The 17040-nt window shown below is 67.5% G+C and carries 13 protein-coding genes and 1 other annotated feature; of the genes, 6 read left to right on the forward strand and 7 right to left on the reverse strand.

Annotation, left to right across the window (positions count from 1 at the left end; translation table 11 throughout):
* Positions 1-58 precede the first annotated feature (58 nt).
* Positions 59-1657: an ABC transporter substrate-binding protein gene (locus VGN82_RS17300; protein WP_327528280.1), complete on the reverse strand. Its 1599-nt coding sequence runs from the start codon at positions 1655-1657 to the stop codon at positions 59-61.
* A gap of 204 nt (positions 1658-1861) precedes the next feature.
* Entirely contained in the window at positions 1862-3205 is a 1344-nt protein-coding gene (gene gltX / locus VGN82_RS17305; protein WP_327528281.1) for a glutamate--tRNA ligase, read from the reverse strand.
* A 103-nt stretch (positions 3206-3308) separates the two neighbouring features.
* Positions 3309-3364, forward strand: a sequence feature (sul1 is cis-regulatory element that is thought to sense ions involved in sulfur or methionine metabolism; They are found in Alphaproteobacteria).
* 62 nt (positions 3365-3426) lie between these two features.
* On the opposite strand from gltX, the gene VGN82_RS17310 reads away from it, so the two are divergent.
* Positions 3427-4908: a SulP family inorganic anion transporter gene (locus VGN82_RS17310; protein WP_327528282.1), complete on the forward strand. Its 1482-nt coding sequence runs from the start codon at positions 3427-3429 to the stop codon at positions 4906-4908.
* Positions 4909-4923: 15 nt separating this feature from the next.
* Here VGN82_RS17310 and VGN82_RS17315 read toward each other — a convergent pair whose 3' ends face one another.
* A complete protein-coding gene (locus tag VGN82_RS17315) occupies positions 4924-6663 on the reverse strand; it encodes an NAD+ synthase (RefSeq protein ID WP_327528283.1) in 1740 nt (579 codons plus the stop codon).
* 160 nt (positions 6664-6823) lie between these two features.
* On the opposite strand from VGN82_RS17315, the gene VGN82_RS17320 reads away from it, so the two are divergent.
* Positions 6824-7720 (forward strand): outer membrane protein, encoded by an 897-nt coding sequence (locus VGN82_RS17320; protein ID WP_327528284.1) that lies wholly within the window; start codon positions 6824-6826, stop codon positions 7718-7720.
* An 81-nt stretch (positions 7721-7801) separates the two neighbouring features.
* Here the strand turns inward: VGN82_RS17320 and VGN82_RS17325 are convergent, their stop codons facing one another.
* Positions 7802-9187 carry a class II 3-deoxy-7-phosphoheptulonate synthase gene (locus tag VGN82_RS17325; protein WP_327528285.1) on the reverse strand — a complete coding sequence of 462 codons (1386 nt, stop codon included), beginning with the start codon at positions 9185-9187 and terminating at the stop codon, positions 7802-7804.
* 242 nt (positions 9188-9429) lie between these two features.
* Here VGN82_RS17325 and VGN82_RS17330 point away from each other — a divergent pair, with 242 nt between their 5' ends.
* On the forward strand, positions 9430-9819 hold the full coding sequence (locus VGN82_RS17330; protein WP_327528286.1) for a RidA family protein: 390 nt from the start codon (positions 9430-9432) through the stop codon (positions 9817-9819).
* A 148-nt stretch (positions 9820-9967) separates the two neighbouring features.
* On the opposite strand, the gene gor is transcribed toward VGN82_RS17330, so the two are convergent.
* Both gor and VGN82_RS17340 read right to left on the reverse strand, forming a co-directional pair.
* Positions 9968-11335: a glutathione-disulfide reductase gene (gene gor, locus VGN82_RS17335; protein WP_327528287.1), complete on the reverse strand. Its 1368-nt coding sequence runs from the start codon at positions 11333-11335 to the stop codon at positions 9968-9970.
* 9 nt (positions 11336-11344) lie between these two features.
* Positions 11345-12610 carry an O-antigen ligase family protein gene (locus tag VGN82_RS17340; RefSeq protein ID WP_327528288.1) on the reverse strand — a complete coding sequence of 422 codons (1266 nt, stop codon included), beginning with the start codon at positions 12608-12610 and terminating at the stop codon, positions 11345-11347.
* A gap of 224 nt (positions 12611-12834) precedes the next feature.
* Here VGN82_RS17340 and VGN82_RS17345 point away from each other — a divergent pair, with 224 nt between their 5' ends.
* From VGN82_RS17345 to VGN82_RS17355, 3 genes are all read left to right on the forward strand, one after another.
* Entirely contained in the window at positions 12835-13797 is a 963-nt protein-coding gene (locus VGN82_RS17345) for a Bug family tripartite tricarboxylate transporter substrate binding protein (protein ID WP_327528289.1), read from the forward strand.
* 103 nt (positions 13798-13900) lie between these two features.
* Entirely contained in the window at positions 13901-14380 is a 480-nt protein-coding gene (locus VGN82_RS17350) for a tripartite tricarboxylate transporter TctB family protein (RefSeq protein ID WP_327528290.1), read from the forward strand.
* 12 nt (positions 14381-14392) lie between these two features.
* Positions 14393-15892 (forward strand): tripartite tricarboxylate transporter permease, encoded by a 1500-nt coding sequence (locus VGN82_RS17355; RefSeq protein WP_327528291.1) that lies wholly within the window; start codon positions 14393-14395, stop codon positions 15890-15892.
* Positions 15893-15899: 7 nt separating this feature from the next.
* Here VGN82_RS17355 and VGN82_RS17360 read toward each other — a convergent pair whose 3' ends face one another.
* A complete protein-coding gene (locus VGN82_RS17360) occupies positions 15900-16934 on the reverse strand; it encodes an NAD-dependent epimerase/dehydratase family protein (protein WP_327528292.1) in 1035 nt (344 codons plus the stop codon).
* Positions 16935-17040 lie beyond the last annotated feature (106 nt).

Raw genomic sequence — 17040 nt, forward strand, 5'->3', positions numbered from 1 at the left:
GCCAGAACAAGAAAGGCGCCCTTCGAGGCGCCTTTCGTCTGTCTGCCGCCAGCTGCGTTCAGGCTGCGATCCAGGTGTCGTGATAGTCGCTGGAATCCCAGCGCGGCGTGTTGTGATGGTTCTGGACGCGCCGGTCGGTCGCGGCGACCTCCTGGCGTTCGGTGGCCATCCAGACCGGAAGTTCGTCATTCACGAGCTTGACCCATTCGGCGTAGAGCGCCTTGCGCTTGACGGGGTCGAGCTCGGACGCGGCCTGCGCGGCCAGAGCGTCGGCCCGCGCGTTCTCCCAGCCCCACTGGTTCGTCCAGGGCGCGCCCTTGGGCGAACCCGAGGTGTACCAGACCGTCGTCGAGACCGCCGGATCGCCGCGGAAGCGATGCCAATCTAGAGCCAGGTCGAAATTCCAGTCGCGATTCACGGCATTGATCGCGCCGGCATAGTCATAGGTCGCAATCTCGGTGTCGATGCCGATCGGCCGCAGCGACTGCTGCACGAAGGTGGCGAAGAGCGGCACGTCCTCGCCATTCTGGATCGGCACGATGCGCAGCTTGAAGCGGTTGCCCGAGGCGTCCTTGCGATAGCCGGCCTCGTCGAGAAGCCGCTCGGCGCGGGCGCGGTCGAACGCGTAGGGACGCTCGCCGCCCGGATAGAACGCGGTCGCGACCGACGGAATCGGCCCCGTCGCCGCGCGGCCAAGCCCATACAGGAAGTTCTCGATGAAGAAGTCGATATCGACCGCATGGGCGATAGCGCGCCGGACGCGGACATCCGACAGTTCCTTGCGCCGGAGATTGAAGCCGATCGTGTTGTTGATCGAGCTGCCCTCGAGGCCGCGACTCGAAACCTCGAAGCGACGGTCCTTGCCGAGCCGGTCGAGGTCCGACAGGGTCAGCGTCGAGTAGGTGCTCAAATGAACGCGCCCGGTTTCGAGCGCGGCCGCGGCGGCGGCCTTATCGGGAATGATGTGCCAGAAGATGCGGCCGAGATGAGGGCTGCCGCCGCGCCAGTAACCGGCATGCGCCTCGACCGCGACATGGCGGCCGCGCTCATACTGCACGAATTTGAAGGGGCCGGTGCCGACCGGCGCGGTGTTGGCCGGATTCTCCAGAGGATTCGTGCCTTCATAGAGATGCCGCGGCACGACATAGCCGAGATCGCAGAGCGCGCGCAGCAGCAGATCGAGCGGGATCGGATTGGCGTAGCGGAAGACCGCGGTCAGCGTGTCCGGCGTCTCGACTGCGACGAGGTCACGGTGCAGCTGCGTGCCGTAGTTCTGCAGCTTCTTCCAGAGTTCCAGTGCGTTGTACTGGACATCCGCGGAGGTGAACGGCTTGCCGTCATGCCATTTCACCCCGTCGCGCAGCTTGAAGGTGATGTCGCGGCCATCTGCCGAAGCCTCCCAGGACACGGCCAGGATGCCGACGATCTCGCCGTTCTTGCCGAGATCCACCAGCGGCTCGACGATCTTGCTGGCGACCATGTTGATGCCGACGCCAGCCCGGATCGCAGGGTTCAGCACGCGTTGCTCGAAACTGTAATGGACGTTCAGCGTCCCTCCCTTCACCGGCTCCTGGGACAGGGCCCGGCTTTGCGGCAGCGCCGCCGCCCCCACCACTGCGGTGCCGGCGACGAGGGCCGTTCTGCGTGTCAATTTCATGGGGCTGCAACCTCTTCCGGACGGCGTCGTGAAGCCGATTACGTAGCCGATCGCGCCGCGTAAGAGCTTCTCATTTCGGGCCAGGAGATAGTGGTTCGACACTGCGCGCAGGGCAAGGCGCAGCGCCTCCTTCTCCGCGGGTCAGCGGGCCGCATCGAGGCTGCGTAGAATCCGGAATAGCGCAAGCGCCGCCGTTCCCGGTGTTCAGGCCCTATCGCCCGCGAGCCGGCGCAGCGCCTTCTCCCGCCCGATGAGTGGCAGCAGGGCCGCCAGCTCAGGGCCGTGATCCTGCCCGGTCAGCGCCTGGCGCAGGGGCATGAACAGGGCCTTGCCCTTCGCCCCGGTCGCAGCGGAGACGGCGGCGGTCCAGCTCTTCCAGGTTGTCGCATCGAAAGGCTCGGGCGGCAGCACCGAGGCCGCCGCCGCGGCAAAGGCAGGGTCGGCGATGACGGGGCCAATCGGCCCGCGCACGACATCGTCCCAGAGACGGGCCTCGTCGAGTTTGGCAAGATTGCCGCGGATCGCGAGCCAGAAGGGCTCGGTGCCGGCGACGCCCAGTTCAGCCAGCCTCGGCGCGATCGCCGCGTAGGGAAGCTGGTGCAGGGTTCGTGCGCTCAATGTCTCGAGATCGTGCTCGTCGAACTTCGCTGGCGCCCGCGAGACATGGGCGAGGTTGACGAGGCCTGCCAGTTCGTCGAGGCTGGCGACAGGGCGCACGGCGTCGGAGGAGCCGGTCAGCACGGCAAGCGCCGCGACCGCCAGCGGCTCGATGCCGGCCTCGCGCAGACCGCGCAGCGAGAGATGGCCGAGGCGCTTGGACAGCCCCTCGCCGCTCGCCGTGGTCAGCAGATTGTGGTGCCCGAAGGCCGGCAGGGCCGCGCCCAGCGCCTCGAAGATCTGGATATGGACCGCCGTATTGGTGACGTGGTCCTCGCCCCGGATGATGTGGGTCACATTGGTGGCGGCATCGTCGACGACCGAAGGCAGATGGTAGAGATAGCTGCCGTCCTCGCGGATCAGCACCTGATCCGACAGCGAGGCGCAATCGACATGGGCGTCGCCGCGGATAAGGTCCTTCCAGGCGACGACGCGCGGCTCGAGCAGGAAACGCCAATGCGGCCTGCGGCCCTCGGCCTCCAACTTCGCCCTGTCCTCCGCCGTCAACTTGAGCGCGGCACGGTCGTAGATCGGCGGCAGGCCGCGTGCGAGCTGGCGCTTGCGGCGCCGGTCCAGTTCGTCGGCCGTCTCGTAGCAAGGGTAGAGCCGGCCCGCGACGCGCAGGTCCTCGGCCGCAGCGTCATAGAGCGACAGCCTCTGCGACTGGCTGATCACCAGATCCGGCACGATGCCGAGCCAGGCGAGGTCCTCGGCGATGGCCTGAGCGAATTCGGGCTTCGAGCGCGCCAGATCGGTATCGTCGTAGCGCAGCATGAAGCGACCGCCATGCCGGCGGGCATAGAGACCGTTGAACAGGGCCGAGCGGGCGTTGCCGATATGCAGGTAGCCCGTGGGCGACGGAGCGAAGCGCAGGAGAGGCGATGCGGTCATGGCGGCGCTTATGGCGCGTTTGACGGGCAGCGACAATCGTCTCGCACATTGCGCTTCTCGATGTTGCAACGCAGCGGATAACGACGCTAGAAGGGATCATTCGAATGGACCCGGTGAAAATCCGGGTGGCTCTTCCGGCCGCCGATCCGCCGGACAACCCCAATGTCGATCAGGCCGAACCCTGCATCTGTCGCAGGCGCCGATCGCTCGCGGGTTCCTCAATGCCGACACTCTCCGCCTACCGCCGTGAATGGTTCTCCAACATCCGTGCCGACATCCTGTCGGGCATCGTCGTCGCGCTCGCGCTGATTCCGGAGGCGATCGGCTTCTCGGTCATCGCCGGAGTCGATCCCAAGGTCGGGCTCTATGCCTCTTTCGCCATCGCCTGCGTCTCGGCCTTCGTCGGTGGCCGGCCGGGCATGATCTCGGCAGCGACCGCTGCGACGGCCGTGCTGATGGTCACGCTCGTCAAGGAACACGGGCTGCCCTATCTCTTCGCAGCGACGATCCTGATGGGGCTGATCCAGATCGGCGCGGGAGCGCTCCGGCTCGGGCGATTGATGAGCTTTGTCTCGCGCTCGGTGATCACCGGCTTCGTCAATGCGCTGGCGATCCTGATCTTCATGGCGCAGCTGCCGGAACTGATCGGCGTACCCACTCTGACCTATGCGATGATCGCCGCCGGTCTCGCGATCATCTATCTTTTCCCGTACCTCACCAAAGCGGTGCCCTCGCCGCTCGTCGCCATCGTAGTGCTGACCGCGATCGCCTGGGGCTTCGGGCTCGACCTGCGCACGGTCGGCGATCTCGGCGAGCTGCCGTCAGCCTTGCCGGTCTTCGCGCTGCCACAGGTGCCGCTGACCCTCGAGACGCTGAAGATCATCTTCCCTTACTCCGTAGCGCTCGCGGCCGTCGGCCTGCTGGAATCGCTGCTGACGGCGCAAATCGTCGACGACATGACCGAGACGACCAGCAACAAGAGCCAGGAATGCTATGGTCAGGGCGCGGGCAACATCGCCTCCGCGCTGATCGGCGGCATGGGCGGCTGCGCAATGATCGGCCAATCCGTCATCAACGTCTCATCGGGCGGGCGCGGCCGGCTCTCGACCTTCATCGCCGGCGCCTTCCTGCTCTTCCTCATCCTCGCGCTCGATGATCTCGTGCGGATCATTCCGATGGCGGCACTCGTCGCAGTGATGATCATGGTCTCGATCGGCACCTTCTCCTGGCGCTCGGTCCTCGACCTGCGCCGCAACCCGCTGCCGTCATCGATCGTCATGCTGGCGACGGTCACCACGGTGGTCGCGACGCATGACCTCGCCAAGGGCGTGATCGTCGGTGTGCTGCTCTCAGGTATCTTCTTCGCCGGGAAGGTCGCGCGGCTCGTCGCCGTCGAGAAGCGCGACAGCCCTGACGGGACTGCGACCGACTATGTCGTGCGCGGCCAGATTTTCTTCGCCTCGACGGAGAGCTTCCTCTCGGGCTTCGCCTTCGACGACCGGCCGAAGTGCGTCACGATCGACCTGACCCATGCTCACTTCTGGGACATCTCGGCCATCGGCGCGCTCGACAAGGCAGTGCTGCGCTTCCGACGCAACGGGGCGGAGGTCGAGATTCTTGGCCTCAACGAGGCCAGCGCAACGATGGTCGACCGTTTTGGCAGGCACGACAAGGCAGAGGCGCGCGCGGCGCCGATCCATTGACGCCGACTCGGTCTCTCAAAAGTCGAAGCTCTCGCCACTGCCACGACCGCTACCCTTCACCAACGCAGGGTCGGGCGTGTAGGCGGCCTCTCCCGTGTCGGCAAAGCCGTTGACGATCGGATAGCGCCTGTCGCGACCCAGATTGCGGCCCGTGATCTTGACGCCCGGCGCGGCCTGGCGGCGCTTGTACTCGGCGCGGTGGAGCAGACGTTCGACGGCCAGGACCGTCTCGCGGTCAAAGCCCTGAGCGATGATGTCCGCGACGCGCTGCTCACGCTCGATCAGGGCGACGAGGATGGGGTCGAGCACGTCGTAAGGCGGCAGGGTGTCCTGGTCAGTCTGATCGGCGCGCAGCTCCGCACTGGGGGGGCGGGCGATGGTCGCTTCGGGAATGACGGTCCCGTCCGGGCCGAGCGCACCGACCGGCTTCCAGCGGTTGCGCAACGCGGCGAGGCGGAAGACATCGGTCTTGTAGAGGTCCTTTACGGGATTGAAGCCGCCATTCATGTCGCCATAGAGCGTGGCGTAACCGCAGGACATCTCGGACTTGTTGCCGGTCGTCACCAGCATCCAGCCGAACTTGTTGGCGAGCGCCATCAGCAACGTGCCACGCGTGCGGCTCTGCAGGTTCTCCTCGGTGACGCCGGGCGCGCTGCCCGAGAACAGACCCGCCAGCGCCGCCTCGAAGGCTGCAACAGGTTCGGTGATCGGCAAGGTCTTGTAGTGCACGCCGAGCGCCTGCGCGCAGGCTTCTGCATCGGCAAGGCTTTGCGAAGCAGTGAAGCGCGACGGCATCATCACGCAGGTGACACGGTCAGCTCCCAGCGCATCAACCGCCATCGCGGCGCAGAGCGCCGAGTCGATGCCACCGGAAAGGCCAAGCACGACGCCGGGGAAGCCCGTCTTGCCGACATAGTCGCGCAGGCCCAGCACGCAGGCGGCATAGTCGGCCTCATCGCCGGTCTCGGTCACGGCCGGCTCCCCCGGCTCGCAGCGCCAGCGCCCAGCCTCGCGTCGCCAATCCGTCATGACGAGAGCTTCCCGGAAGGCGGGCAGTTGATGCGTCAGGTTGCGCTCGGCGTCGAGCACGAAGGAGGCGCCGTCGAAGGCGAGTTCGTCCTGCCCGCCGACCTGGTTGAGATAGACCAGCGGCAGGCCGGTCTCGACCACGCGCGCCACCGCGACATTCATGCGCTCGTCACCGACACCGCGCCGGAAGGGCGAGCCATTGGGCGAGAGCAGGATCTCGGCACCGGTCTCGACGAGGCATTCGGCCACGTCCTCGCTCCAGATGTCCTCGCAGACCGGCAAGCCGAGGCGGACACGGCCGCGGAACGGCACCGGGCCGGGCAGCGGCCCGGGCGCGAAGACTCGGGCCTCGTCGAAAACGCCGTAGTCGGGCAGTGCCACCTTGAAGCGCACCGCCTGGACCGCGCCGTCATCGAGCAGCGCATAGGCGTTGTAGAGCTTGCCGCCCTCGACCCAGGGCAGGCCGAGCAGCACGGCCGGTCCGCCATCGGCGGTTTCGCGCGCGAGATCCTCGCAGGCCTTCCGGCAGGCGTCCTGGAAGGCCGGCTTCAGAACGAGGTCCTCCGGCGGATAGCCGCAGAGGAACAGTTCGGGGAACATGACGAGATCGGCGCCGCGCCCCCCTGCCCGCTGCCTGACGTCGCGGATGCGGGCAGCATTGCCGGCGACGTCGCCGACGGTCGGGTTGGATTGCGCAAGCGCGAGGCGGAACGAGGTCGCGGTCATGGCGGGGCTGTAGCGCGGCGCTGCGACGCGGGCAACGGATCCGAAGCCGGGCGATCCGCAGATCACCGCAGGCGCTTAACCCGACGTTAGGGTTAATCGCGCATGAATCACTCACGAGCCGCTCTTGCACGATTGCCGGCCGCCGTTCGGAGAAGCGATCATGCGTACCCGCCAGATCAAAGCGCTGGGCCGAGCCCCCCTCGCCGCCTGCACGCTCGTCGCCTGCGTCCTTGGCGCAGCGACCGCCGCCAATGCCGCCGACTACCCCGTCCTGCGGGGATCCCAGATCGAGGACGCCCCGCCGGCGCCTGAATTCTTCGACGGAAACGCCAAATGGTCCGGCTTCTACTATGGCGGCGGTGCCGGCGTATCCTCGACGAAGTTCGAGCCGGGCAACGGTCTGCAGGACCTCGCGCGCTTCGCCTATCGCAACACGGTCCTCGGCAACGAGGTCGACATGGGCACGCTGCTCAGCAACCTGCCGTCCAAGCGCGACAGCGGCGCGACCTATTTCGGCTTCCTCGGCTACAACTGGTCCTTCGGCGACGCGATCCTCGGCATCGAAGCCGACTACACACGCTCGAACCACGAATATCTGCTGACCGACTACATCGCCCGACGCGTCACGACATCGAACGGCACGGTCAACGACTTCTCGCTGACGACCAACCAGGGCGCCGAACTTCTGGATTACGCCACCGCGCGCATCCGCATGGGCTGGGCCTATGGCCGGATCATGCCCTTCGGCACGATCGGTGCCGCGGTCGGGCGGTTCAACACGGCATCGACCATCGATGCGACCTGGCGCTTCACCAGAACGAACCCGGTCACCGGTGCGATCGAGAACAACGTCGTCGCCGCCGGCTATCCGCTGCGCGTCGGCGAGATCAAAAAGAACGTTTACGGCTTCGGCCTGGCGGCCGGCCTCGGCGTCGACTGGGCGCTGACTGACAACCTGTTCCTACGTGGCGAGTACCAGCTCATCCGCTTCGCCGATGTCGAGGGCACGACGACGACGATCAACACCGCACGCGTCGCCGCCGCACTGAAGTTCTGACGGCAGAGATCCTGAACATGAAAAAGCCGGGGCCATCGCCCCGGCTTTTTCGTTTGTCGTTGAGGCTGCTGCCGGCGCGGCCTATTCAGCCGCCTCGACCTCCGGGCGCGCCCGGCCGGCGCGCTCGCGCTTGACCAACTCGGCGACGAGGAAGGCCAGCTCCAGCGCCTGCTCGGCATTGAGGCGCGGATCGCAGACCGTGTGGTAGCGGTCGTTCAGGTCCGCATCGGTCATGCCGCGCGCTCCGCCGGTGCATTCGGTGACGTTCTTGCCGGTCATCTCCAGGTGCAGGCCGCCGGCATGGGTGCCCTCGGCCTGATGGACGGCGAAGAAGTTCTTCACCTCGCTCATGATCAGGTCGAACGGCCGGGTCTTGTAGCCGCTCGCAGCCTTGACCGTATTGCCGTGCATCGGGTCGCAGGACCAGACGACGTTGCGGCCCTCGCGCTTGGTGGCGCGCACCAGCGCCGGCAGGTTGTCGAACACCTTCTCGGCGCCGAAGCGCCCGATCAGCGTCAATCGGCCGGGCTGGTTCTGCGGATCGAGCACCTCGATCAGCTTGAGCAGGCCATCGACCGTGGTCGAGGGGCCGCATTTCAGGCCGATCGGGTTCTTGATGCCGCGGAAGAATTCGACATGCGCATGGTCGATCTGGCGCGTGCGATCACCGATCCAGAGCATGTGACCGGAGGTGTCGTAATACTCGCCGGTGGTCGAATCCGTGCGCGTCATCGCCTGCTCGTAGCCGAGCAGAAGCGCCTCGTGGCTGGTGTAGAAATCCGTCGTGCGCATCTCGGGATGCGTCTCGGGATCGATGCCGATGGCGCGCATGAAGTCGAGCGCCTCGGTGATGCGCTCGGCGACCTCGTTGTAGCGCGACGATGCCGGCGCATCCTTGACGAAACCGAGCATCCAGCGATGCGCGTTGTCGAGGTTGGCGTAGCCGCCGGTCGCGAAGGCGCGGATCAGGTTCAGCGTCGCGGCCGACTGGCGATAGGCCTCGAGCTGGCGGCGCGGATCGGGAATACGCGCTTCCGCGGTGAAGGCGTTGTCGTTGACGATGTCGCCCTTGTAGCTCGGCAGCTCGACGCCGCCGATCGTTTCGGTGGGAGCCGAGCGCGGCTTGGCGAACTGGCCGGCGATGCGCCCGACCTTCACCACCGGCGAACCACCGGCAAAGGTCAGCACCACCGCCATCTGCAGGAAGAGCCGGAAGAAGTCGCGGATGTTGTCTGCGGAGTGCTCGCCGAAGCTCTCGGCGCAGTCACCACCCTGAAGAAGGAAAGCCTCGCCGGCCGCGACCTTGCCCAACGCCCGTTTGAGCTTGCGCGCCTCGCCTGCAAAAACGAGCGGCGGAAAGCCGGCGAGCTGCTGCTCGACCGCCTTAAGGGCTGCCTGGTCCGGATATTCCGGGATCTGCTGAACGGGCTTTGCCCTCCAGCTCTCGGGCGTCCACCGCTCCGACATGGGTCCTGCTCCTGACTTGAACCGCGCTGGTTAACCTCTTTGAAGCGCGAAGGCGGGCCTATACACCCATGACGCAGCGAAGGCCACCGTCACGAGCGCGATGGGATCATGACGGCTCAGATGTGCAGCCGATTCGTGAATCACAACGGGCTCTTGGCGTCGCCTCCTGAGATTTCGATTCAATTCTCTGAGAGATTGATTCAACCGGACCAGATCGTCCTGCTAGATCACGAAGGCCCGCCATGCCGAAACGCAGCGTTTCATCCGACCGCGTCTACAAGAGCCGCCTGCCCTTCGCGCAGGCGACGATCGCCGGCGACTTCATGTTCGTCTGCTGCGTCGGCGCCGACCTGCACGGCCACTACGCGCTGGGCGATGCGCGGCGCCAGACGCAGCAATGCATCGACAACATCAAGGCATTGCTCGAGGAGGCAGGAGCCACCCTGGCGGATGTGGTGAAGTGCACGGTCTACGTCACGGACCGCGCCTATTGGGAGCCGATGAACGAGGTCTTCTTCGCCAATTTCGGCGAGGCCGCCCCGCACCGGGTCTCCTGCATCGTCAACGGGCTGGGCTCGCCGAACTGCCTCGTCGAGATCGATGCGACGGCCTATCTCGGCGACGCCGGCTGAGCGGGCCCGCGATACCCTTGGCAGCACTCTCCGTAGCGCTCGACCAAACGCGAGCAGAAACCTGGGAGCCGCCGCCGGGCATGCCGGCCGCCGAGATCGAGCAGATCGCACCCCCGCGTCGGCTCGTGCGGCGTCAGCTCTTTCCTCGTCAGCTCTTGCGTGGCGTCCGCATCGTCACCAGTTCCTCGGCCGCGCTCGGATGCAGCGCGACCGTGCGGTCGAAATCGGCCTTGGTCGCGCCCATCGTCACCGCGATGGCCACCGCCTGGATGATCTCGCCGGCATCATGGCCGAGGATGTGGACGCCGAGCACCTTGTCCGTCTTCGCGTCGACGACGAGCTTCATGTAGATGCGCTCGGCCCGGCCAGAGATCGTCGCCTTCATCGGGCGGAAGCCGGTTTCGAAGATCCGCAGCTCGTGCCCGGCCGCGGCGGCCTGCGCCTCAGACAACCCGACGGTGCCGATCTCCGGCGTGGTGAAGACCGCCGAAGCGATCAGGCCGTGATCCATCTGCCAGGGCTTGCCGCCGAACACGGAGTCGGCGAAGGCATGCCCCTCGCGGATCGCGACCGGGGTAAGGTTGATCCGGTTGGTGACGTCACCGACCGCATGGATCGACGGCACATTGCTGGCCGAGCTGGCATCGACCAGGACTTCGCCCAGAGGCCCAAGCTCGACGCCGGCTTCGGCCAGCCCCAGCCCCGCCGTGTTGGGACGCCGCCCCGTTGCCACCAGCACGACGTCCGCGTCGATCGGCGCGCCCTTGGCACAGTGGGCGCGGCGCGTGCCATCCGGCAGAAGCTCGATGCGCTCGACCGTGCAGCCGAGGCGGAAATGGATGCCGGCATGTTCGAGCGCGTCGCGCAGGCGGGTGCGGATGTCCTCATCGAAGCCGCGCAGGACATTGTCGCCGCGATGCAAGACCGTGACCTCGACCCCGAGGCGCGCGAACACGCTGGCGAATTCGAGCGCGATATAGCCGCCGCCGACGACCAGCATGCGCTTCGGCAGGCTTGGCAGATGGAAGACCTCGTTCGAGGAGATACCGAACTCGCCACCTGGAATCGGCGGATCGAAGGTCGGCCAGCCCCCCGTCGCGACCAGGATGTTCCGCGCGCGGATCGTCTCGCCGGTCTTGGCCAGGCGCACCGTATGGGCATCGAGCACCGTCGCGCGCTCCTCGCGGATGGTGACGCCAGCGCCCTCCAAGCCCTTGCGATAGAGCCCCGACAGGCGCGTCACTTCAGCCTCGACCGCGTCACGCAGGGTCGGCCAGTCGAAGCTCGGCTTCGCAATCGTCCAGCCGAAGCCGGCCGCGTCCTCGATATCCTCGGCGAATCGGCTGGCATAGACGAAGAGCTTCTTGGGCACGCAGCCTCGGACGACGCAGGTGCCGCCGATGCGATCCTCCTCTGCGATCATGACGCGGGCGCCATGGCCGGATGCGATGCGCGCAGCGCGCGTTCCGCCGGAGCCCGCCCCGATAACGAAGAGATCGACGTCGAATTCAGCCATGATGTCCTCTTACCCGTCGCGCCCTTGTCCCGCTGCGCCAGCCCACAGCCATATGGCCGCAGCGACCAGAGCCGCAATCCACCAGCCCTGCCACGCGCCATGCGCCACGGAGGCGACGGCGAAGGCGGACGCCGTCAACGCCAGACGCGGCGCCAGGTCGCGCGCCGGCAAATGCCGCAGGCGATACAGGAAGGCGAAGCCCGCGAAGGCCAGCAGCGCCGCGCCGACCGCACCCGTCTCGACCCAGGCCTGCATCGGCGCGCTGTGCGGATGCCCGACCGCGAGCATCGGGCGATGCGGCGGCGAGACTGCGAGCGCGACGGGATGCCGATCCAGCGTCGACGAGGTGCCGAAGCCCGAGCCCAGGAGGGGCCGCGCCAGAATCGCCTCGCCGAAGCTCAGCCAGATATCGGTGCGCTCGCGCGTATGCGAGCCCGCCAGCTTCTCGTGCAGTGCCGGCGGCAGGCTTGCATCGACGAGCCTGCCGGTGACCGGGGCCAGCAGCATGGTCGCAGCAAATCCCAAGGCGACGGCAGACAGCGTCAGCCGCGGCAGGACGCGCGCGGTGAGCCAGGTAACCGCCATGATGGCGAGCCCGAAACCGGTGGCGCCGCTGTCGGACTGGAAGGCGAGCGCGACGAGCGCAAGCAGCACGAGCAAGGCGAGCAGTCGGTCGCGCCCCATCGCGGCTGGGCGCAGCAGCCCCGGCAGCACAGCCGCCGAGAGGACGAGGCAGGTCAGCGCCGGGCGATTGAAGACGAAGCCCTCCTGCTTGCCGATGCCGAGCCAGATCCGCAGCGCGAGGCCGCTCGCAAGCTCAGCCATCATGAAGACGGCAGCGGCGATGAGCGCCAGCGCGAGCGCGCGGCTGGCATCGATGCCGGGCCGGAACCGACCACTCGCCGCAATCGCCAGGCCAAAGGCCAGCGGCAGCACCAGCTCGCCCCAAGCTGCGAGCCCCGGCACAGGGCGATGGCTCCAGGCCAGCGTCGCGAGCGACCAGGCTACGAAGGCGCAGAGCGCAAGCGCGCCCGGGCCCCGCAGGCAGGCACGCAGGCGCACCAGAAACGGATGTGCGCCCTCGGCGACGATCGCCGAGGCGGCAAAGCAGCCGGCGGCCAGGCCGAGGACGAGCGGGGCAGAACGGTTCGCCAGCCACATCGCCAAGGGGATCAGGACGAGCAGGCCCGTGCCCAGCGCGGCGAGCCGCCGCGGCGAGCGCTGCGCATCGCCTGTCGGCGTGGCTTCGGTTGCGGATGGTACGGTGCTGCTCATCGTGCAGCGCTTACGCGATCCTCTCGAAAGCGGCCAGTCGGTTGTTCGAGCAGCGCCGACGCAGACGGAAGCAGGCCGGGGAGCGGCGAGTTGCCCGGCTACGCGCGAAATCTCTTGACTCAAGATTATGCAATCATGCGCAATTGACGATGACACGCCCAGCCATCAGAGGCAGGGTTGCGGCCAAATGATGCGCGGGTAAGCCGCGTGCGGAGGAAATTCACATGCTCACATCCATCCTGAAGCGCACGGCTCTTACTGCTGTAGCGCTCGCTGCTCTTTCCACAGCGGCCTTCGCCCAGCTCGAGCTCAAGATCATGGCGCCCGCCGCGCCCGGCGGAGGCTGGGACGGCACGGCGCGTTCGATGCAGCAGGCGCTGACCGCGGCCGGCATCGCCAAGAGCGTGCAGGTGACCAACGTGACCGGCGCCGGCGGCACGATCGGCCTGGCGCAGCTCATCGGCGCGAAGGGCGACGGCCATCAGCTCATGGTCAACGGCTTCGTCATGGTCGGCGCGATCCTGCTCAACAAGTCGCCGGTGAACCTCTCGCAGACGACGCCGATCGCGCGCCTGACGGCCGAGGCCCTGGTGATCGTCGTGCCGGCGGATTCGCCGATCAAGAACGCCAAGGATCTGGCCGAGCGCGTCAAGGCCGACCCGGCCAAGGTGACCTGGGCCGGCGGTTCGGCCGGCGGCGCCGACCACATTCTCGCCGCGCTGTTCGCCGAGGCTGCCGGCGGCGACGCCAAGAAGATCAACTACATCCCGTTCTCGGGCGGCGGCGAAGCCCTCGCGGCGATGCTCGGCGGGCGCGTCACGGCCGGCATTTCCGGCTATGGCGAGTTCGAGGGCCAGATCAAGGCGGGCAAGCTGCGCGTCGTCGGCGTCTCGTCCTCGGCCCGTCTCGCCAATGCGCCGGACGCTCCGACCCTCAAGGAGGGCGGCGTCAATCTCGAGCTGATGAACTGGCGCTCGGTCGTTGCCCCTCCGGGCCTCAGCGCCGAGCAGACCAAGACGCTGTCGGACGCGATCTCGAAGATGGTCAAGTCGAAGGAATGGGCCGAGATCCTGAAGGCTCGCGGCTGGGACGACGCCTATCTCGGCGGCGCCGAGTTCGAAGCCTTCATGAAGGCAGAGCAGGCGCGCGTCGCCAAGGTCATGACGGATGTCGGCCTCGTAAAGTAAGGCGTCGCACAGCAGGCACACGGAGGGGGCCGGGAGATCGGCCCCCTTTCGTGCCTCTCGGCACCACCCTTCCCCGCATGCACGGCCAGACGACGGGAACGTCATGACGAACGAAAAACTGGCACGCGGAGCCGACAAGCCCGCCCTCATCGTCGGCGTCCTGCTGCTCGCCCTTGCAGGCATCGTCTATTACGACGCCTCGCAGCAGACGATCACCTCCAATTACGGCCTCGGCCCGACCGCCATGCCGATGGTCGCCTGCTTCGGGCTCGTGCTGCTCGGACTGGCGCATCTCTTCGTCGCCTTCCGCGAGGGCCTGCCGAAGCCGGAACATGCCGACCCCGTCGCGCTGATGTGGATCGTCGCCGGGCTCATCGGCCTGATCGCCTGCATCGCCACAGGCGCCGGCTTCGTCATCGCGATCACCATCCTCTTCGCATGCACCGCGCGGGGCTTCGGCCGGCGAGCGCTCGCCGTCGATGCCGTGATCGGCTTCGTGCTCGGCCTGGTCATCTTCCTCGTCTTCGCAAAGCTCCTGACCCTGCTCCTGCCGGTCGGGCCTCTCGAACGCCTGTTCCTCTGAGGACCGCCGCTCATGGAAACCGCACTTTCGCTCATCAACGGCTTCAGCGTTGCGCTTGAGCCGTCCAAGCTGCTGTTCTGCCTGATCGGCGTCTTCCTCGGCACGGCCGTCGGCGTGCTGCCCGGCATCGGCCCGGCGTTGACGGTGGCGCTTTTGCTGCCCGTGACCTTCAAGCTCGACCCGGCGGGCTCGCTGATCATGTTCGCCGGTATCTATTATGGCGGCATGTACGGGGGATCGACGACTGCGATCCTGCTGAACGCGCCGGGCGAGAGCGCCTCGCTCGCGACTGCGCTCGAAGGCTCGAAGATGGCCAAGGCCGGGCGCGGCGGCCCGGCGCTGGCGACGGCCGCGATCGGCTCCTTCGTCGCCGGGCTGATCGCCACGATCGGCCTCGCCTTCCTCGCTCCCTGGTTGGTCGAGGTCGCGATCAAGTTCGGCCCCTGGGACTACTTCGCCCTCATGATCGTCGCCTTTGTCACGGTCTCGGCGACCTTCGGCGACTCGCCCCTGCGCGGACTGACCAGCCTCTTCCTCGGCATCACGCTCGGCCTGATCGGCATCGACAAGCTGACCGGCCAGGCGCGCCTGACCTTCGGGGTTCCCGAGCTGCTGAACGGCGTCGAGGTGACGACGCTGGCGGTCGGCCTCTTCGCGGTCGGCGAAGCGCTCTACGTCGCCTCCAAGCGTCATCGCGATCCGGAGGAGATCATCCCGATCAAGGGATCGCTGTGGATGAGCAAGCAGGACTGGAAGCGCTCCTGGGCGCCCTGGCTGCGCGGCACCGCCTATGGCTTCCCGATCGGCGCCCTGCCCGCGGGCGGCGCCGAAGTGCCGACCTTCCTGAGCTATTCGACCGAGAAGAAGCTCTGCAAGTATCCGGAGGAGTTCGGCAAGGGCGCCATCGAAGGCGTCGCGGGGCCGGAAGCGGCCAACAACGCCTCGGCGGCAGGCACGCTGGTCCCGCTGCTGACGCTCGGCCTGCCGACCTCGGCGACAGCGGCGATCATGCTGGCAGGCTTCCAGCAATACGGGCTGAATCCCGGCCCGCTGCTCTTCGCCGAGAAGCCGGACCTGGTCTGGGGCCTGATCGCCTCGCTGTTCATCGCCAACGTCATGCTGGTGATCCTGAATCTGCCTCTGATCGGGCTGTGGGTGAAGCTGCTCGCAGTGCCGCAGCCCTGGCTCTATGCGGGCATCCTGGTCTTCGCGACCATGGGCACGCTCGCCGTCAACGCCTCGCCGGTCGAGCTCGGCATGCTCTTCCTGTTCGGCTACCTCGGCTATCTGATGCGGCGCTACGATTATCCGGTCGCGCCGATGGTGGTTGGGCTCATCCTCGGCCCGATGGCCGAGGCGCAGTTGCGTCGCGCGCTCCAGATCAGCCTGGGCGACCCGATGATCCTGCTGGAGAATCCGGGCTCGGCGACGCTGCTCGGCCTCGCCTTCATCGCTCTCGTCGCGCCCTTCGTGATGAAGGGGCTGAACAAGTTCAAGGCGAGCGAGGACTGAGGCCCCGTCAGCGGCGGATCAGTCCGAGCCGGATCAGGCTCTCCCCCGTCGCGGCCAGCGCCTCCACCGCCGGCCGCGGCTCCCAGCCCAGCATGGCGCGAGCCTTGGCGCTGGAGGCGGTCTTGCTGCGGCCGAGTTCCGGCGTCGCCGCCTGCCTCGCCGCGGCGCTGAAGCGGGCGACGAAGCGCACCAGCCAATCCGGAAGCACGCGTGTCGAGACCTTGTCGGCGGCCGGGCCGAGCCGATCGCGCAGGGCCAGCGCGATCTCCTGCATGGTCAGAAAATCGCCCGCCGTGGCGATGAAGCGCTCGCCTGCAGCGGCCGGGTCCGTCAGAGCGCGCAGATGCAGATCGGCGACGTCGCGGGCATCCACGACGCCAAACATCAGCCTCGGCAGGGCAGGAAGCTTGCCCTCGAGCATGCTCCTGATCAGCAGGATCGAGGCCGACAGGTCCGGGGCGAGCAGCGGGCCGAAAATGCCGACGGGATTGACCACGGCAAGCTCCAGCCCCCCGCCCTCGCCATCGACGAAATCCCAGGCCGCGCGCTCGGCCAATGTCTTCGACTTCGGGTAGGCGGCGAGGCCAGGCAAGGTCGGGTCCGTCCAGTCGCTCTCGGTGTAGGGGCGTGCGAGGTGCTTGCCGTAGCCGATCGCGGCGAAGGAAGAGGTAAGCACGACACGGCGCATCCCGGCTGCCCTCGCCGCGCGCAGCACACGCAGCGTGCCTTCCCGCGCCGGGCGGATCAGCTCGTCCTCATCGCGCGGTGCGCCCGCGGGCAGCGGCGAGGCGACATGGAGCGCCGCGTCGCAGCCGGCAGCGGCCTGCGCCCAGCCGTCATCGGCGGTCAGATCGGCCACGGCCGTGTCGAGCCGACCGGCCGTCTCGACCCCGGCGCCAGCCAGCATGGCCCGCAATGCCTGCTCCCGGGCCGGGTCGCGCAGCGTCGTGCGCACGGCGTAGCCGGCCCGCAGGAGCGCCAGGATGCAGTGGCCGGCGAGGAAGCCTGCCCCACCGGTGACAAGGATGCGTTCGGACGGCATGGCTTCTCCGGAGGGCACAGGCGGGGTCGGTGCAGATAGGCCGAAACCGGCCCGCCACGAAAGAGCCGCCGCAGGTGCAAAGCGCAGCGATGGGCATGAGGCAGGC

Source organism: Allobosea sp. (assembly GCF_035999205.1).
Classification (GTDB): Bacteria; Pseudomonadota; Alphaproteobacteria; order Rhizobiales; family Beijerinckiaceae; genus Allobosea.

Coding starts and splice junctions, on each gene's coding strand:
- VGN82_RS17300 (WP_327528280.1), bottom strand. CDS start 1,657: ATGAAATTGACACGCAGAACGGCCCTCGTCGCCGGCACCGCAGTGGTG.
- gltX (WP_327528281.1), bottom strand. CDS start 3,205: ATGACCGCATCGCCTCTCCTGCGCTTCGCTCCGTCGCCCACGGGCTAC.
- VGN82_RS17310 (WP_327528282.1), top strand. CDS start 3,427: ATGCCGACACTCTCCGCCTACCGCCGTGAATGGTTCTCCAACATCCGT.
- VGN82_RS17315 (WP_327528283.1), bottom strand. CDS start 6,663: ATGACCGCGACCTCGTTCCGCCTCGCGCTTGCGCAATCCAACCCGACC.
- VGN82_RS17320 (WP_327528284.1), top strand. CDS start 6,824: ATGCGTACCCGCCAGATCAAAGCGCTGGGCCGAGCCCCCCTCGCCGCC.
- VGN82_RS17325 (WP_327528285.1), bottom strand. CDS start 9,187: ATGTCGGAGCGGTGGACGCCCGAGAGCTGGAGGGCAAAGCCCGTTCAG.
- VGN82_RS17330 (WP_327528286.1), top strand. CDS start 9,430: ATGCCGAAACGCAGCGTTTCATCCGACCGCGTCTACAAGAGCCGCCTG.
- gor (WP_327528287.1), bottom strand. CDS start 11,335: ATGGCTGAATTCGACGTCGATCTCTTCGTTATCGGGGCGGGCTCCGGC.
- VGN82_RS17340 (WP_327528288.1), bottom strand. CDS start 12,610: ATGAGCAGCACCGTACCATCCGCAACCGAAGCCACGCCGACAGGCGAT.
- VGN82_RS17345 (WP_327528289.1), top strand. CDS start 12,835: ATGCTCACATCCATCCTGAAGCGCACGGCTCTTACTGCTGTAGCGCTC.
- VGN82_RS17350 (WP_327528290.1), top strand. CDS start 13,901: ATGACGAACGAAAAACTGGCACGCGGAGCCGACAAGCCCGCCCTCATC.
- VGN82_RS17355 (WP_327528291.1), top strand. CDS start 14,393: ATGGAAACCGCACTTTCGCTCATCAACGGCTTCAGCGTTGCGCTTGAG.
- VGN82_RS17360 (WP_327528292.1), bottom strand. CDS start 16,934: ATGCCGTCCGAACGCATCCTTGTCACCGGTGGGGCAGGCTTCCTCGCC.